The organism is Streptomyces sp. S.PNR 29 (assembly GCF_030386795.1).
GTDB lineage: Bacteria > Actinomycetota > Actinomycetes > Streptomycetales > Streptomycetaceae > Streptomyces.
This window is the reverse complement of record NZ_JANUQM010000020.1, coordinates 1-15,292: the sequence shown is the minus strand read 5'-3', so window position 1 is coordinate 15,292 and position 15,292 is coordinate 1. Positions and strand designations below refer to the sequence as shown.

Annotated in this window: 14 protein-coding genes and 2 pseudogenes; 14 read left to right on the top strand and 2 right to left on the bottom strand. The window is 71.7% G+C overall.

Annotated elements, in window-relative coordinates:
* The first annotated feature begins 1 nt into the window (after window position 1).
* The 12 genes and pseudogenes from NW895_RS37875 to NW895_RS37820 all read left to right on the top strand — a co-directional run bounded on the left by NW895_RS37875 (window position 2) and on the right by NW895_RS37820 (window position 10,461).
* Entirely contained in the window at window positions 2-805 is an 804-nt protein-coding gene (locus NW895_RS37875; RefSeq protein WP_289941536.1) for an ABC transporter permease, read from the top strand.
* 5 nt (window positions 806-810) lie between these two features.
* Window positions 811-2,046, top strand: coding sequence for an MCE family protein (locus NW895_RS37870; protein ID WP_289941535.1), 1,236 nt, complete (start codon window positions 811-813; stop codon window positions 2,044-2,046).
* Window positions 2,043-3,080, top strand: a complete 1,038-nt coding sequence (locus NW895_RS37865; RefSeq protein ID WP_289941534.1) for an MlaD family protein — start codon at window positions 2,043-2,045, stop codon at window positions 3,078-3,080. The genes NW895_RS37870 and NW895_RS37865 overlap by 4 nt, the downstream gene beginning before the upstream one ends.
* 170 nt (window positions 3,081-3,250) lie before the next feature.
* Window positions 3,251-4,231: an MCE family protein gene (locus tag NW895_RS37860; protein WP_289941702.1), complete on the top strand. Its 981-nt coding sequence runs from the start codon at window positions 3,251-3,253 to the stop codon at window positions 4,229-4,231.
* On the top strand, window positions 4,228-5,355 hold the full coding sequence (locus NW895_RS37855) for an MCE family protein (RefSeq protein WP_289941533.1): 1,128 nt from the start codon (window positions 4,228-4,230) through the stop codon (window positions 5,353-5,355). Before NW895_RS37860 ends, NW895_RS37855 begins: the two co-directional genes overlap by 4 nt.
* Entirely contained in the window at window positions 5,352-6,629 is a 1,278-nt protein-coding gene (locus tag NW895_RS37850) for an MCE family protein (RefSeq protein ID WP_289941532.1), read from the top strand. Before NW895_RS37855 ends, NW895_RS37850 begins: the two co-directional genes overlap by 4 nt.
* The gene (locus tag NW895_RS37845) at window positions 6,626-7,900 is read left to right on the top strand and encodes an MlaD family protein (protein ID WP_289941530.1); all 1,275 of its coding nucleotides are present in this window, start codon (window positions 6,626-6,628) and stop codon (window positions 7,898-7,900) included. The genes NW895_RS37850 and NW895_RS37845 overlap by 4 nt, the downstream gene beginning before the upstream one ends.
* Complete coding sequence (locus NW895_RS37840) at window positions 7,873-8,499, top strand: hypothetical protein (RefSeq protein WP_289941529.1); 627 nt, start codon at window positions 7,873-7,875, stop codon at window positions 8,497-8,499. The genes NW895_RS37845 and NW895_RS37840 overlap by 28 nt, the downstream gene beginning before the upstream one ends.
* Before the next feature lie 26 nt (window positions 8,500-8,525).
* Window positions 8,526-9,233 carry a hypothetical protein gene (locus NW895_RS37835; RefSeq protein WP_289941528.1) on the top strand — a complete coding sequence of 236 codons (708 nt, stop codon included), beginning with the start codon at window positions 8,526-8,528 and terminating at the stop codon, window positions 9,231-9,233.
* Between the two features lie 51 nt (window positions 9,234-9,284).
* Window positions 9,285-9,389 (top strand): annotated as a pseudogene (locus NW895_RS37830) (2-hydroxy-3-oxopropionate reductase); the annotation flags it as partial.
* A 51-nt stretch (window positions 9,390-9,440) separates the two neighbouring features.
* On the top strand, window positions 9,441-9,686 hold the full coding sequence (locus tag NW895_RS37825) for a hypothetical protein (protein WP_289941525.1): 246 nt from the start codon (window positions 9,441-9,443) through the stop codon (window positions 9,684-9,686).
* A 157-nt stretch (window positions 9,687-9,843) separates the two neighbouring features.
* A complete protein-coding gene (locus tag NW895_RS37820) occupies window positions 9,844-10,461 on the top strand; it encodes a TIGR04222 domain-containing membrane protein (RefSeq protein WP_289941524.1) in 618 nt (205 codons plus the stop codon).
* Between the two features lie 9 nt (window positions 10,462-10,470).
* Here the strand turns inward: NW895_RS37820 and NW895_RS37815 are convergent.
* Window positions 10,471-11,403: pseudogene (locus NW895_RS37815) on the bottom strand (thiamine pyrophosphate-dependent enzyme); the annotation flags it as partial.
* A 103-nt stretch (window positions 11,404-11,506) separates the two neighbouring features.
* Here NW895_RS37815 and NW895_RS37810 point away from each other — a divergent pair.
* Window positions 11,507-12,193, top strand: coding sequence for a hypothetical protein (locus tag NW895_RS37810; RefSeq protein WP_289941522.1), 687 nt, complete (start codon window positions 11,507-11,509; stop codon window positions 12,191-12,193).
* 62 nt (window positions 12,194-12,255) lie between these two features.
* Here the strand turns inward: NW895_RS37810 and NW895_RS37805 are convergent, their stop codons facing one another.
* Window positions 12,256-15,150 (bottom strand): Ig-like domain-containing protein, encoded by a 2,895-nt coding sequence (locus NW895_RS37805; RefSeq protein ID WP_289941701.1) that lies wholly within the window; start codon window positions 15,148-15,150, stop codon window positions 12,256-12,258.
* Here NW895_RS37805 and NW895_RS37800 point away from each other — a divergent pair.
* Window positions 15,038-15,292, top strand: a 255-nt coding sequence (locus tag NW895_RS37800) for a hypothetical protein (RefSeq protein WP_289941711.1), incomplete at its 3' end; no start/stop codon positions are given. The genes NW895_RS37805 and NW895_RS37800 overlap by 113 nt on opposite strands.

Sequence of the window (15,292 nt, the reverse complement as noted above, 5' to 3'; positions counted from 1 at the left end):
CATGGCGCTGCTCAATCGTCTGGAGGAGCTGGGCACCCAACTCTCCTTCTACGGCCGCTCGGTGGCGTGGACGGGCCGTACGGTGCGCCGCTACAAGAAGGAGATCCTGCGGCTGCTGGCCGAGGTGAGCTTCGGCCGGGGCGCGCTGGCCGTGGTGGGCGGCACGGTCGGGGTGATCGCCTTCCTGTCGTTCTTCACCGGCACGGAGGTGGGCCTGCAGGGCTACGCGGCCCTCAACCAGCTCGGCACCTCCAACTTCGTGGCGTTCCTGTCGGCGTACTTCAACACCCGGGAGATCGCACCGCTGGTGGCCGGGCTCGCGCTGTCCGCGACCGTCGGCGCCGGGTTCACCGCGCAGCTCGGCGCGATGCGGATCAGCGAGGAGACCGACGCCCTGGAGGTCATGGGCGTGCCGTCGCTGCCGTTCCTGGTGACGACCCGGATGATCGCCGGGTTCGTCGCCGTCATCCCGCTGTACGTGATCGGGCTGCTGTCCTCGTACCTGGCCGCCCGGACCATCACGACCGGCTACTACGGGCAGTCGACGGGCACGTACGACCACTACTTCCACCAGTATCTGCCGCCGGTCGACGTGTTCTGGTCGTTCGGCAAGGTGATCGTCTTCGCGGTGCTGATCATCCTGGTGCACTGCTACTACGGCTACCACGCGAGCGGCGGTCCGGCCGGGGTCGGCGTCGCGGTGGGCCGTGCGGTGCGGACCTCGATCGTGGCGATCAACGTCCTCGACTTCTTCCTGTCGCTGGCGATCTGGGGCGCCAACACAACCGTGCGGATCGCGGGGTGAGACCGGTGAGAGTGCTGAGACTGAGGCTGTACGGCATCGCCTTCCTCGCCGTGCTGGCGCTGTTGCTGTCGCTCGCGGTGGCCGTCTACCGGCAGGCGTTCACGCCCGTCGTGCGGGTCACGCTCCAGGCCGACCGGCTCGGCAACCAGCTCGATCCGGGGGCCGACGTCAAGCTGCGCGGGCTGCTGGTCGGCGAGGTGCGCACGGTGCACGCGGACGGGGTGAAGGCGACGCTCGGCCTGGCGCTCAAGCCGCAGTACGTCGCGTTCATCCCGGTGGACGTGCGGGCGCGGCTGCTGCCCAAGACGCTGTTCGGCGAGAAGTACGTCGACCTGGTGGCGCCCGCCCGCTCCTCGACCCGGCCGATCCGCGCCGGGGACGTCATCCCGCAGGACCGGACCAGGGTCGGCATCGAGGTGCAGGAGCTGATGAACGACCTGCTGCCGCTGCTGCGGACCGTCCAGCCGGGCGAACTGAACGCCACGCTCTCGGCGTTCGCCTCCGCCCTGGAGGGCCGCGGCGACCGGATCGGCGACAACCTCGTCCGGGTCGAGGGCTATCTGCGCCGTCTCAACCCGCATCTGCCGTCCCTGAAGGAGGACATCGCGCGGTTCGCCGACGTCGCCGAGGTGTACGGCGACGCGGCGCCCGACCTGATGCGGATCCTGCGCAACACCGTCACCACCAGCCGCACCCTCGTCGAGCGGCAGGACCGCCTGGCCGCGGCCCTGCGCAGCACCGCCACGGTCGCGGACACCGCGCGGGGCTTCCTCGACGACAACGGCGACCGGCTGATCACCCTGGGCCGGGTCTCCCGTCCCACGCTGGAGCTGTTCGCGCGCTACTCCCCCGAGTACCCGTGCCTGCTGGCCGGCCTGGTCCACCAGGAGGCGGCGGCGGAGCAGACGTTCCGGGGCGGCGAGATGCGGATCACCCTGGAGGTGGTCCGGCAGCGGCCCGGGTACGCGCCCGGCGAGGAGCCGCGCTACGGCGAGCGGTCCGGGCCGAACTGCCGGGGACTGCCGCATCCGCAGGTGCCCGCACCGCACACGAAACTCGACGACGGTACGTCCGCGGGCAGTGCGGGCGGCTCACCGCCGATGTCCGCCACATCCGCCGAACAGCGGGCGGTCGGCTCGCTCGTGGCGCCCGTGCTGGGCGTGCCCGCGGACGAGGTGCCGCCGGTCACGACCCTGCTGTTCGGTCCGCTGGCCCGGGGAACGGCGGTGAGCGTCGCATGAAGTCGTCAGGAGCCCGGCAGACTGCCGCACCCCTGGTCAGGTTCAGCCTGTTCGCGCTGGTGACGATCCTGGCGACGGCCCTGCTCGCCGCGACCATCGTCAATGTCTCCTTCACCCCGAAGGACACCTACCGGGCGGTGTTCACCGACGTCACCGGCCTGGAGGAGGGCGACGACATCCGGATCGCCGGCGTGCGGGTCGGGCAGGTCGAGGGCATCCGGATCAAGGACCGGACGCTGGCCGAGGTCACCTTCACGGTCGGCGCCGACCGGCCGCTGCTGGCCAGCACCGGCGCGGTCGTGCGGTACCGGAACCTGGTCGGGCAGCGCTACATCGCGCTCACCGAGGGCGCGGGCGACGGCACCCGGCTGCGGCCGGGCGGCACCATCCCGCTGTCCCGGACCCAGCCCGCGCTGGACCTCAACACGCTGCTGAACGGCTTCAAGCCGCTGTTCGCCGCGCTCAGCCCGAACGACGTCAACCAGCTCGCCACCGAGATCATCAGGACGCTGCAGGGCGAGGGCGGCACGGTGAACAGCCTGCTCGCGCACACCGCGTCGCTCACCTCGACGCTCGCCGACCGAGACGAGCTGATCGGCTCCGTGATCAGCAACCTCAACACCGTGCTGGAGACGCTCGACCGGCGCAGCGGCCGCTTCTCCGGGCTGCTGAAGGAGTTGCGGCGGGTGGTCTCCGGGCTGTCCGCCGACCGCAAGCCCCTCGGGGAGTCCCTGGTGAGCATCGGCGACCTGACGGAGGCCACGTCGGGGCTGCTGAAGGACGCCCGTCCGCCGCTCAAGGACGACATCGCCGAGCTGTCCCGGCTCACCGGAACGCTGAACAGGAACGACAAGACAGTGGAGGGTGTGCTGAAGCGGCTGCCGAACAAGCTGAACGAGCTGACCGGGACGGCGTCCTACGGCTCGTGGTTCAACTTCTACCTGTGCGACTTCGACGGCCGGATCGTGCTGCCGAAGACGAAGCAGGTGCTCACCCCGGAGATGCACGTGGCGCGGGCGAGGTGCGGCGCATGACCCGCAGGAACCGCCCGGAACCGCTGATGAAGGTCCGCATCGATCCGCCGAAGCTGCCGGGGACATGGCGGCTCCCGCGCCGGGCACCGCGCCCGCGCCGCCCGGAACCGCTGATGAAGGTCCGTATCGAGCCGCCCCGCCTACGGCTTCCGCGGATGCGCCGCCCACGTTTGCTCCCGTTCCGCGAGCGCAACCCCGTCGTGATCGGCGCCGTCGGCCTCACCACCCTCGCCCTGCTGACGGTCGCCGCGTTCAACGCCGACAGCCTGCCGGTGATCGGCGACGGCGAGACGTACAGCGCGGCCTTCTCGGAGGCGGGCGGCCTCAAGCCGGGTGACGAGGTGCGGATCGCCGGGGTCAAGGTCGGCAAGGTCGAGGACGTCGATCTCGACGGCGACCACGTCAAGGTGACCTTCAAGCTCAAGGGCGAGCCGCGGTTCGGCACGGCGACCGGCGCGTCGATCCGGGTCAAGACGATCCTCGGCGCCAAGTACCTGGCCCTGCACCCGAAGGGGCCGGGGCAGCTGAAACCGGGCAGTGAGATACCGCTCGCACGCACGGTCCCGGCGTACGACATCGTGCAGGCGTTCAGCGACCTGACGACCACGACGGAGGAGGTCGACACGGAGCGGCTCGCGAAGGCGCTGGACACCATCTCCACCACCTTCCAGGACTCGCCCGCCGAGGTACGCGCCTCCCTCAAGGGCCTGTCGAGGATCTCCCGGACGATCGCCTCCCGCGACAAGGCGCTGAGTGAACTCCTCGACCACGCCAACGGGGTCACCGGGGTGCTGGCGGAGCGCTCCAAGGACTTCACGGCTCTGGTCGATGACGGCAACAAGCTGCTGCGGGAGATCAGCAAGCGCCGCCAGGCGATCCACAAGCTGCTGCAGTCCTCCGCCGCGCTCGGCATCGAGCTGTCCGGGCTGGTGGAGGACAACCGCGCGGAGATCGGTCCCGCGCTGAAGAACCTCAACACCTTCGTGACGATGCTCGAACGCAACCAGGCGAGCCTCGACCGCAGCGTCAGGCTGCTCGCGCCGTACGTCCGGGTCTTCAGCAACACCCTCGGCAACGGCCGCTGGTTCGACGGCTACATCCAGAACCTGGTCGCCGCCCCGGTGGTGCCGCGGACGGGAGGCTCCCGGTGAACGCTCCGTTGAAGAAGCGCGTGGCCCTGGTCGCCGCCCTCGCCCTGGTCGCCGCGCTCGTGTACGCGCTGTGGCCGCATCCGGAGAAGGTGCGCGTCACGGCGTACTTCCCGCGCACGGTCGGCATCTACCCCGGCTCGGACGTACGGGTCCTCGGCGTCCGGATCGGCGAGGTCAGGAAGATCACGCCGGAGGGCGACCGGGTGCGGGTGGAGCTGGAGTACGACGAGGGCCGCAAGGTCCCGGCGGACGCGCAGGCCGCGATCGTCAACTCCTCGGTGGTGAGCGACCGTTACCTGCAGCTGCTGCCGGTGTACCGGAAGGGCCCGGTGCTGCGCAGCGGCGACGTCATCCCCGAGTCGCGCACGGCCGTCCCCGTCGAGCTGGACCGGATCTTCGACAGCCTGCACACCACGGCCGATGCGCTCGGCCCGAAGGGCGCCAACAAGGACGGTGCCCTGTCACGGCTGCTCGGGGTGAGCGCGGACAACCTCGACGGCCAGGGGAAGAACCTCCACCGGACGGTCGAGGACCTCTCGCAGGCGGTCACCACCCTGTCCGACGGGCGGGGCGACCTGTTCGGCACCGTGCGGAACCTCCAGGTGTTCACCGCCGCGCTGGCGGCCGACGACAAGGACGTGCGGTCCTTCAACACCAGTCTCGCCAAGGTCGCCGAACAGCTCGCCGGGGAGCGCGAGGACCTCGCGGCGGCGCTGAAGAACCTCGGCGCCGCCCTCGGGGACGTGGCCGACTTCGTGAAGAAGAACAAGAAGTCGCTGTCCTCGAACGTGCGGGGCCTCAGCAAGGTCACCAAGGTGCTCGTCACCCAACGGGCCGCGCTGGAGGAGCTGTTGGAGGTCGCGCCGACGGGCCTGTCGAACCTCCAGAACGCCTACAACGCCGCCGCCGGCACCCTCGACACCCGCAACAACATGAACGGCGGGCAGGATCCGGCCTCCGTGCTGTGCTCCTTGCTGAAGACGACGGGGGACGAGGGCGGGAAGAACCGCGACTGCCGGGAGTTGCGGGGGCTCTTCGACTCCCTGCCCGAGGTGCCGACGGCGCCGTCGGCGTCCGGGACGGTCGACCGGACGCTGGGCGGAATCCTGGGGGCGAAAGCATGAGCGTGCCGCGCAAGGGTCAGGTGGCCGCGTGGACGGCGGTGGGCGCGCTGCTGCTGTCCGGCTGCGACTTCAACGGCTGGTACGACGTCCCGCTGCCCGGCGGTGCCGCCTCGGACGGCCACGCCTACCACGTCACCGTCGAGTTCCGGGACGTGCTGGACCTGGTGCCGCAGTCGGCCGTGAAGGTCGACGACGTCACCGTGGGTGCCGTCGAGAAGGTGGAACTGGACGGCTGGCACGCCCGGGTGCGGCTGCGGATCGCCGACTCGGTGAAGCTGCCCGCCAACGCGGTCGCCGAGCTGCGGCAGACCAGCATGCTCGGCGAGAAGTACGTGGCCCTGTCCCCGCCGCCGGGTGTCGCACCCGTCGGACGGCTCGGCGACGGCGACCGCGTACCGCTGTCCCGCAGTGGCCGCAACCCCGAGATCGAGGAGGTGCTCTCCGCGCTGTCCGCGCTGCTCAACGGCGGCGGGGTGGCCCAGCTCAAGACGATCACCGTCGAGCTGAACAAGGCCCTCGAAGGCCGTGAGGACCGGGTCGGCTCGCTGCTGAAGGAGCTCGACACGTTCGTCGGCGGCCTGGACGACCAGCGCGCGGAGATCGTCCGCGCGATCGACGGCATCGACCGGCTCGCCAAGCGGCTCGGCAAGGAGAAGCGGACCATCGCCACGGCCGTCGACACCATGCCGCCCGCGCTGAAGGTCCTCGCCGACCAGCGACGCGACCTGACGAAGATGCTCACGGCCCTGTCGAAGCTCGGTAGGACCGGCACCCGGGTCGTGAACGCCTCCCGGGACGACACGGTCGCGAACCTCAAGCGGCTCCGGCCGATCCTGGAGCAGCTCAACAAGGCGGGCGACGACCTGCCCGACTCCCTGGAGCTGCTGACCACCTATCCGTTCCCGCGCAACGCGACGGACGCCGTCAAGGGCGACTACGTCAACCTCAAGGTCACCGCCGACCTCGACCTGGCGGGCATCTACGGCAACCTCACCGGCAAACCCGGCCAGGACAAGGGCGACGACGGCTCGGACACCCCCGGCACCCCCGACCTGCCGAAGCTGCCGGACGTCCCGCTGCCCACGGCCACGCCGAGCGTGCCGGGCCTCCCCGAGGCGCCCGAGGCACCCGAGGCGCCCTCGGCGCCGTCCTCGGACGGCGGCGTGCTGTGCCCACCGGTGTGCACCGCCGGCTACGGCACCCCCGCGGACGGTCTGCCGCCGGGGATCGACCTCGCGCTCGCCGAGCTGATGCTGAAGGGGATACAGCCGTGATCACACGTACGGTCAAGGCCCAGCTGCTCGCCTTCACCGCCATCACCGCGGTCGGGGTGTCCTACGTGGGAGCCCGGTACACGGGTCTCACGGACGCCCTCCTCGACCGCGGGTACACCGTGCGGGCCGACTTCGCCGACTCCGGGGGGATCTTCTCCGGTGCCGAGGTCACCTACCGCGGGGTGCCGGTGGGGCGGGTGGGCCCGCTGCGGCTGACCGCCTCCGGTGTGTCGGTGGCCCTGAAGATCGACGACGGGGCACCGCGCATCCCTCAGGACACGCTGGCCGTGGTGGCCAACCGCTCGGCGGTCGGCGAGCAGTACGTCGACCTCCAGCCGCGCCGGAACGGCGGCCCGTACCTGCTCGACGGCAGCGCGATCCCCCGCGAGCACACCCGGGTGCCGCTGGCCACCACGGACCTCGTGCTCAGCCTCGACCGGCTGGTGAACTCGGTCGGCAAGGACGATCTGCGCACCACCGTCGACGAACTGGGCAAGGCCTTCGCCGGCACGGGACCGCACCTCGGCCGCCTGGTGGACTCCGGCAACGCGCTCGTCGAGTCGGCGTCCGACGCGCTCCCGGAGACCGTCTCGCTCATCGAGGACTCGCGGACGGTGCTCAGGACGCAGGCCGACCAGGGCTCGGCGATCAGATCGTTCTCCCGTGACCTGGCGGCGCTCACCGCGCAGTTGAAGTCGAGCGACGGGGACCTGCGGCGGCTGATCGACACCGCGACTCCCGCCGCCGTGGAGGTGAACTCGCTGCTGAAGTCCACCCGGCCGACCCTGCCGGTGCTGCTCGCCAACCTCATCAGCGGCGGCCAGGTGACGCTGGCGCGGCTGCCCGGCGTGGAGCAGGCCCTGGTGACCTTCCCCGTGGTGGTCGCCGGCAGCTACACCGTCATCCCCGGCGACGGCACCACCCACTTCGGGCTGGTCCTGAACGCCGACGACCCGCCGCCCTGCACGCAGGGCTACGACACCCGGCGGCGCGACCCCGCCGACACCAGCACGCGCCCGGCGAACACCGACGCCCGCTGCACGGCACCGCGCGGCGGCGACATCTCGGTGCGCGGCGCGCAGAACGCCCCCGGCGCCGCGCCCCGCACGGGCAGGGGAAGCCAGGCGGCGTACGTCACCCCGTACGACCCGGAGACCGGCGGCGCCACCGGCCCGGAGGGAAGGCCCGTCGAGATCGGCTCGACCGGCGGCGAACGGAACACGTTCGGAAAGGAGTCGTGGCAATGGCTGCTCGTCGGACCGATGGCATGAGCGGAGGGCTCCGCGCACCCCGCGGCGCCCTTCTCGCACGGGCACTCAGACCGCTGCTGCGGCTGCGGAGGCTGGTCACCGGACGCGCGGACGGCGGGCGGAGCACACCACAGTCCGGACGGCGGCGCCGGGTGCTGTCGGCGGTTCTCGTGGCCGCGACGGCACTGACGAGCGCGCTGGCGGTGTGGCTGAGCCTCCAGTTGCACGACCAGCGTCAGGCGGACCAGCGGCGCCAGGACATCCTGGCCGCGGCCCGCCAGTCGGCGCTGAACTTCACCTCGCTCGACTACCGGCACTACGGCCGGGACAGCGCGAACGTGCTCCGGGGCGCCACCGGCGACTTCAGGAAGGAGTTCGCCGCGCAGACCGAGCAGCTGACCAAGCTGGTCGCCGAGAACAAATCCGTTTCCGAGGGACAAGTCCTCGAAGCGGGCATCGTCCGGTCCGACGCGCGCTCGGCCCGCGTCCTGGTGGTCGCCGACAGCAAGGTGACCAACACCGCCGCACCCGACGGGGAGGCGCGCACCTATCGGCTGCAGCTCGACCTGGTGCACCGGGACGGCCGCTGGCTGACCTCCGACGTCGAGTTCGTCGGCTGACCGGCACACGAGTGAGGAGCAGGACCATGGCGAACCGCACCATGACGGCGGCCAAGCGCGCGGCGGCCAAGCGCGCCCAGCGGGCGGAACACCCCCGGCAGACCGGCGACGACCGGCCGGAGGAGCAGCGGTCCGGGCCGGCCGCGGTGATCGAGGCCAGGAACGGCTGGGACGACCCGCCCGAGCCGTCACCGAAGTCCCCGGAGCCGGCCGAAACTCCGCTGGAGCGGCCCCGGCGAAGGCTGTACACCCTGGTACTGGCGCTCGTCCTCGTGGCCGGTCTGGTCGCGGTCGCCGTGCTCGGGTGGCAGTACCGGGAGGGGCGGCGGGCCCAGGACGCCCGGGACCAGGCACTGACGGCCGCGCGGCAGGCGGCGCCGGTGGTGCTGTCGTACGACTACCGCCATCTGGACCGGGACTTCGCACGCGCCCGCACGCATCTGACCGGGAAGTTCCGCGACGAGTACGCGAAGACCACCAGGACCGTGGTCGCGCCGACGGCGAAGAAGTACCACGGGGTGGTGAAGGCGACGGTCGTGGAGCCGCCGGGCGGCGGCGCCCCCGCGGCCTCCGTCGTGTCGGCCTCGCCGGACCGGGTCGTGGTGCTGCTCTTCGTCAACCAGGTGACCCGGAGCACCCAGGTCTCCGGGCCGCGTCTGGATCTGAACCGCGTCCGGATGACACTCACGCGCACCGCGGAGAGCTGGAAGGTGAGCGCCGTCGACGCCCTCTGACCGCGCGCGTTGCTTGCGGGCCCCTTGACAGGTCTTTCACGGAACTCCCGCGTCGTCGCCCAGTTGGTCGCGTCCCTGCGCGCGCAGGGCGACGTCGGCCTGGACCACTCGGCGCTGCTGCGGGGCGTGGAGCGTCTCTCGGGCGCCCAGGTCTGACGTCCTCCCTCTGGGGGTGCGGATCCGGTCGGCGCGCAGCAGCCTGAAGGCATGGCACATCCGACGGAGCATCCGCACATCGTGGTGCACGCCCCGGCCCTGGACGGTTCCCGGCGGGTCACCGAGGGCGACGAGACACTCGGCGTCGCCTCGCACGTCGACGATGTCGGCGAGATCCTGCGGCTGGCCGACCTGTACGTCACGGACGTCGCGGAGAGCGACCTCATCGAGTGGCAGGGCGGCGGGCCGGACGACTGGCCGGGGCTGTCCGAGCACCACGAACACCGCGAACACTAGGCGCGTACGTCACGGGACGTAGGCCGGCTACGACATGCTCAAATCAACCTCTGAAACCGGCACGGCGAGGCTTCGACGGCCCCCTGCCTGGGGCACAGTCTCCTCACACGGGGCCCGCCGGCACGGGGGCGGCGGGCCCCGGCACGGGGGTGATGTGATGGGCGGCGCGGAGCCGGTCCGGCTGGAACCGCACGAGATGGCGCTCCTGCGGGGCGGGCCCCGCGCCGCCGTCACGGTCGCCGTGGTGGGCCTGTACCTGCGGGGCGCTGCTCAGGCCGGCCGGACGGGGACGATACGGGCGCTGGAGGCGGTCACCGACTCGGAGGAGTCGCCGCCGGCCCTGCCACCGCTGGAGGGCGCGGTGTACGCGTCCCTCCAGAAGCCCTGCGGGCTGCGGGAGTTGGTGAGGCGGTCGGAGATCCGGCTGGCGGTGGCCCTGATGCGCATCCCCCTCGCGAAGGCCGGGTTGCTGCGCTACCCGCTGCTCGGCCCGACACGCGGCGCCCGCCGCCATGTGCGGGATCTGCAGGAGCAACACCCCCTGCCCAGGAGCCGACGCGGACTGACGGACCACGACAAGCTGGTCGCCGTCGCGCTGCACGGTGAGGCGGCCCTGCCGGTGCTCGTCCCGCGCTTCGCCCTGCGGGCGGGGCTGATCCCACGGGCCGACGTGGCGGACAAGGGGATGCTGCGGCACTCCTCGCGCGGCGGAGGGGGCGGCTCGTCAGGCCGCGGCTACTCCTGCGGAGCCTCCTGCGGCAGCGGCTCGTACTGAGCAGAGGGTGCTGATGTCGTTGGTGGCCGACATGGCGATGTCGGTGACGCGCTCCAGGATGGCCTCGACGACGACCGGCACCCGGTACTCGGCCGCGAGCTTCCCGGCCTGCTCGAAGGCGGCACCCAGCTCCTCCGGGTCGGTCACCCGGATCGCCTTGCAGCCGAGGCCCTCGGCGACCCTGACGTGATCGACGCCGTAGACGCCCAGCTCGGGCGCGTTGATGTTCTCGAACTCCAGCCTGACCTGGAAGTCCATGTCGAACGCACGCTGCGCCTGCCGGATCAGGCCCAGGTAGGAGTTGTTCACCAGCACATGCACGTACGGGATCCTGTGCTGGGCGCCGGCGATCTGTGAGAGACCGATCGCCGAGACGTACCGGGTCTCGGGGCCGAAGGCCTTGTTCATCTCCTCGTAGACGCGTTGCGGCTTGATGGGGATGTCGTCGAAGTGCGTACGGCGCTGGAGGCGTGCCTTCCGCTCCTGCGCCGCGGCGGCCCAGCCGGAACGGTCGGGCAGTTCGCCCTTCGCCCTCAACTCGGCGAACTCCACGAGGAGTTCGGCCGCGTCGGCATTGATGACGCCGCCTCCTGCGACGATCAGGGGCCGCTCGGCGGCGTTGAGCATGCCGAACGCCTTCTCGATCTGGGGGCGGCTCGCGGCCGGCTTGCAGACCGGGAGCGGTTGGTAGGTCTCCGGGTCGAACTCGATCTCCGTCAGCTGGACGTCGACCGGCAGGTCGATCAGGACCGGGCCGGGACGGCCGGAGCGCATGAGGTGGAAGGCCTGCTGGAAGACGCCGGGGACCTGCCCGGCCTCCAGGACGGTGACCGCCATCTTCGTGACCGGCCCCGCGATGGAGGCGATGTCGACGGCCTGGAAGTCCTCCTTGTGGAACACGGCGGTCGGGGCCTGGCCCGTGACGCACAGGTTCGGGAGCGTATAGCGGAATTATTCTTCTGCTATGTGGAAGTAAGGTAAAGGGGGCGTGCAGGGCCGTCAAGAGCCCCAAAGCGACGGACAACCGGGGGCTTCCTGGAGGACGATGAGGGCCATGTCCGAGAGCATCTCGGTGCCCTGTCCGGCCTGCGGGCGGGAGCACCGCTACGCCCCGCCGTCGTATCCGTGCGCCTGTGGCACGCCCGTCACCCCGCCCCTCGACCGGCATGGGGTCACGACGGCCGTCACCCACCGGGCGTGGGACGAGGAGTGGGTGACCGTGCGCTGCCCCGCCTGCGGGCGCAAGGACGAGTGGCCGCGTCCGGAACTGGGCTGCCCCTGCGGGACGGTGCTGCGCGTGCCGGTCGCGCGCGCGGCCGTCGGCAGGACGCGGCGTGCCCCCACGCCCCGGCGCCCCGCCTACCGGCCCGTCCCGGTGCGTACCGCTCGCGACGCCGTCACGGCCGTGGCCCTGTATCTGCGGTGGCTCGGCTACCTGGACGTCCGTCGTGCGGATCAGCGGCCCACGGCCGGCATCGGGCTCGCCGCCTCCGGGATCCTGGCCCAGGTCGACCCGTCGGTGCGCCCGGCCTCGGTGCGTGACGTGGAATGCCTGTGGCTGACGGCCATGACGGAGTCCGCCGCGTGCGTCTACTTCTCCCTCGCCGGGTACGCCGACGACGCCCGCGCCCGCGCCGACGCCCTGGGGGTCCCCCTGTTCCTCCTCGAACTCTCCGGCGTGCTGCGGCCGGTCAACGGCTTCGCCGACGAACTGCACGCCACAGTGGCCTGAGCGCCGAACGGCGCTGTGCGCTCCCACGGATCGTGGGAGCGCACAGCGCACTTGTCCGGCTGCTAGGCGGCCGGCTCGACCTGGTGACCGTCCGTCGCGGTGTCCCCGGCGAAGTTCGCGTCTCCACCGTAGGTCGCGGTGATGGTGTACGGGCTCCCCGCATCGTCCGTGTACGTGTGGGTGGTCGTCGCGGTTCCCCCGACCAGGGTTTCGGTGACGGCCGGCGACCCGTCACCGAAGTCGAAGGTCACCGTCCCCGTCGGCGTACCCGCACCCGGAGCGTCCGCGGTCACCGTCGCCGTCACCGACACCGGCTCGCCCTCGACCGACGGATCGGGAGCGGACGTCACCGTGGCCGTGGTCGCCGCCTGGTTCACCGTCTGGGTGTCCGTAGCGGTGTCCCCGGCGAAGTTCGCGTCTCCACCGTAGGTCGCGGTGATGGTGTACGGGCTCCCGGTCACGTCCGCGTAGACGTGGGTGACCGTGGCCACCCCGCCTGCCACCGTCGCGGGAACCGTCCCCGACCCGTCACCGAAGTCGAAGGTGACGGTCCCCGTGGGCGTCCCGGCCCCCGGAGCGTCCGGGGTGACGGTCGCCGTCACCGTCACCGGCTCGCCCACCACCGACGGATCGGGAGCGGACGTCACCGTGGCCGTGGTCGCCGCCTGGTTCACCGTCTGGGTGTCCGTGCCCGAGGCACCGGCGAAGTCGCCGTCCCCGCCGTACGCGACGCTGATGGTGTAGGGGCTCCCTGACGCGTCCGTGTAGGTGTGGGTGGTCGTCGCGGTTCCCCCGACGAGGGTTTCGGTGACGGCCGGCGACCCGTCACCGAAGTCGAAGGTCACGGTCCCCGACGGTGTCCCCGCGCCCGGAGCGTCCGGGGTGACGGTCGCCGTCACCGTCACCGGCTCGCCCACCACCGACGGATCGGGAGCGGACGTCACCGTGGCCGTGGTCGTGGCCTGGTTCACCGTCTGGGTGTCCGTGCCCGAGGCACCGGCGAAGTCGCCGTCCCCGCCGTAGGTCGCGGTGATGGTGTACGGGCTGCCCGCCGTGGCGGCGTACGCGTGCGTGACCGTGGCCACGCCGCCCACCAGGGTCCCCGTCGCGACCGGGCTGCCGTCACCGAAGTCGAAGGTGACCGTCCCCGTCGGCGTCCCCGAACCCGGGGCGTCCGCGGTCACCGTCGCCGTCACCGTCACCGGCTCGCCCACCACCGACGGGTCGGGCGTGGAGGTCACCGTGGCGGTCGTCGCGGCCTGGCCCACGGTCTGGGTGTCGGTACCGGTGGAGGCGTTGAAGTCGCCGTTCCCGGCGTAACCGGCGGTGATGGTGTACGGGCTGCCCGCCGTGGTGGCGTACGCGTGCGTCACCGTGGCCACGCCGCCCACCAGGGTCCCCGTCGCGACCGGGCTGCCGTCACCGAAGTCGAAGGTGACCGTCCCCGTCGGCGTCCCCGCACCCGGGGCGTCCGCGGTCACCGCCGCCGTCACCGTCACCTGCTCACCCACCACCGACGGATCGGGCGTGGAGGTCACCGTGGTCGTGGTGTCCGCCGCGCCGACCGTGTGGGGGTCGGTGTCCGAGGAGCCGGCGAAGCTGGTGTCCCCGCCGTAGGTGGCGATGATGGTGAACGGGCTGCCGGTCGCCGTCGTGTAGGTGTGGGTGGCCGTGGCCACGCCGCCCACGACGACTCCGGGGACCGGCGTGGAGCCGTCGCCGAAGTCGAAGGTGACCGTTCCCGTCGGCGTCCCCGCACCCGGCGCGTCCACGGTCACCGTCGCCGTGGCCGTCACCTGCTCACCGACCAGCGACGGATCGGGTGCCGACGTCACCACGGTCGTCGTGGCCGACTGGTTCACCGTGTGGGTGTCGGTGCCGACGGACGGGCCGAAGTTGCTGTTGCCGGTGTAGATGGCGGTGATGGTGTGGGGACCGACGGTCAGGGCACTGGTGGTGACGGTGGCGGTGCCCGCGGTGACGGGAGCGCTGAGGACCGGTCCGCCGCTGATGACGAAGAACACCGTCCCGCCGGGCGTACCGGCTCCGGGCGCGTTGGGCGTCACCGTGGCGGTGATCGTCACCTGCTCGCCGACGACCGACGGATCGGGGGTCGACGTGACCGTGGTGGTCGTCGCGGCCTGGTTGACCGTCTGCGTGTCGGTGCCGGTGGAGGCGCTGAAGTCGCCGTTCCCGGCATAGGTGGCGGTGACGGTGTAGGGGCTGCCCACAGTGCTGGTGTAGGTGTGGGTGACCGTCGCCTCGCCGCCCACCAGCGTCACGGTCTCGGCCGGTGTCCCGTCCCCGAAGGTGACGAGCACGTTTCCGGTCGGTGTTCCGGCGCCGGGTACATCGCTGGCCACCGCCACGGAGATGTCGACCGGCTGGCCGACCACCGAGGGATCGGGGCTGGTGGTGACCGTTGTGGTGGTTCCCGCCGCTTCCACAGTGTGTGTGTCGGTGCCGGTGGAGGAGTTGAAGTCGGCGTCACCGTTGTAGGTGGCGGTGACGGTGTAGGGGCTGCCGGAGGTACTGGTGTAGGTGTGGGTGATCGTCGCCGTTCCCCCGGAGACCGGCACGGTCTGGGTGGGGCTGCCGTCCCCGACGTCGAAGGTGACCGTCCCCGTCGGCGACCCGGCTCCCGGGGCGGTGGGAGCGACGGTCGCGGTGAACGTCACCTGCTCCCCCACCTCCGACGGGTCCGGACTGGACGTCACCGTCGTCGTCGTCCCCGCCGCGGTCACCGTCTGGGTGTCGGTACCGGTCGAACCGGTGAAGTCGCCGTCACCCCCATACGTCGCGGTGACAGTGAACGGACTGCCCGTCGTCGAGGTGTAGGTGTGCGTGGCCGTCGCCACACCGCCCACCACCGGAACCGCCACCGTCGCGCTGCCGTCACCGAAGTCGAACGTCACCGTCCCCGTCGGCGACCCACCACCCGGGGCGACGGGAGCCACCGTCGCGGTGAACGTCACCTGCTCCCCCACCACCGACGGATCCGGACTCGACGTCACCGTCGTCGTCGTCCCCGCCGCGGTCACCGTCTGGGTGTCGGTACCGGTCGAACCGGTGAAGTCGCCGTCACCCCCATACGTCGCG

Excerpts from the sequence above, each read along its gene's own strand:
- NW895_RS37820 (WP_289941524.1), top strand. The coding sequence starts at position 9,844 with ATGGGCGGCGCGGAGCCGGTCCGGCTGGAACCGCACGAGATGGCGCTC.
- NW895_RS37840 (WP_289941529.1), top strand. The coding sequence starts at position 7,873 with ATGGCTGCTCGTCGGACCGATGGCATGAGCGGAGGGCTCCGCGCACCC.
- NW895_RS37865 (WP_289941534.1), top strand. The coding sequence starts at position 2,043 with ATGAAGTCGTCAGGAGCCCGGCAGACTGCCGCACCCCTGGTCAGGTTC.
- NW895_RS37810 (WP_289941522.1), top strand. The coding sequence starts at position 11,507 with ATGAGGGCCATGTCCGAGAGCATCTCGGTGCCCTGTCCGGCCTGCGGG.
- NW895_RS37850 (WP_289941532.1), top strand. The coding sequence starts at position 5,352 with ATGAGCGTGCCGCGCAAGGGTCAGGTGGCCGCGTGGACGGCGGTGGGC.
- NW895_RS37875 (WP_289941536.1), top strand. The coding sequence starts at position 2 with ATGGCGCTGCTCAATCGTCTGGAGGAGCTGGGCACCCAACTCTCCTTC.
- NW895_RS37825 (WP_289941525.1), top strand. The coding sequence starts at position 9,441 with ATGGCACATCCGACGGAGCATCCGCACATCGTGGTGCACGCCCCGGCC.
- NW895_RS37835 (WP_289941528.1), top strand. The coding sequence starts at position 8,526 with ATGGCGAACCGCACCATGACGGCGGCCAAGCGCGCGGCGGCCAAGCGC.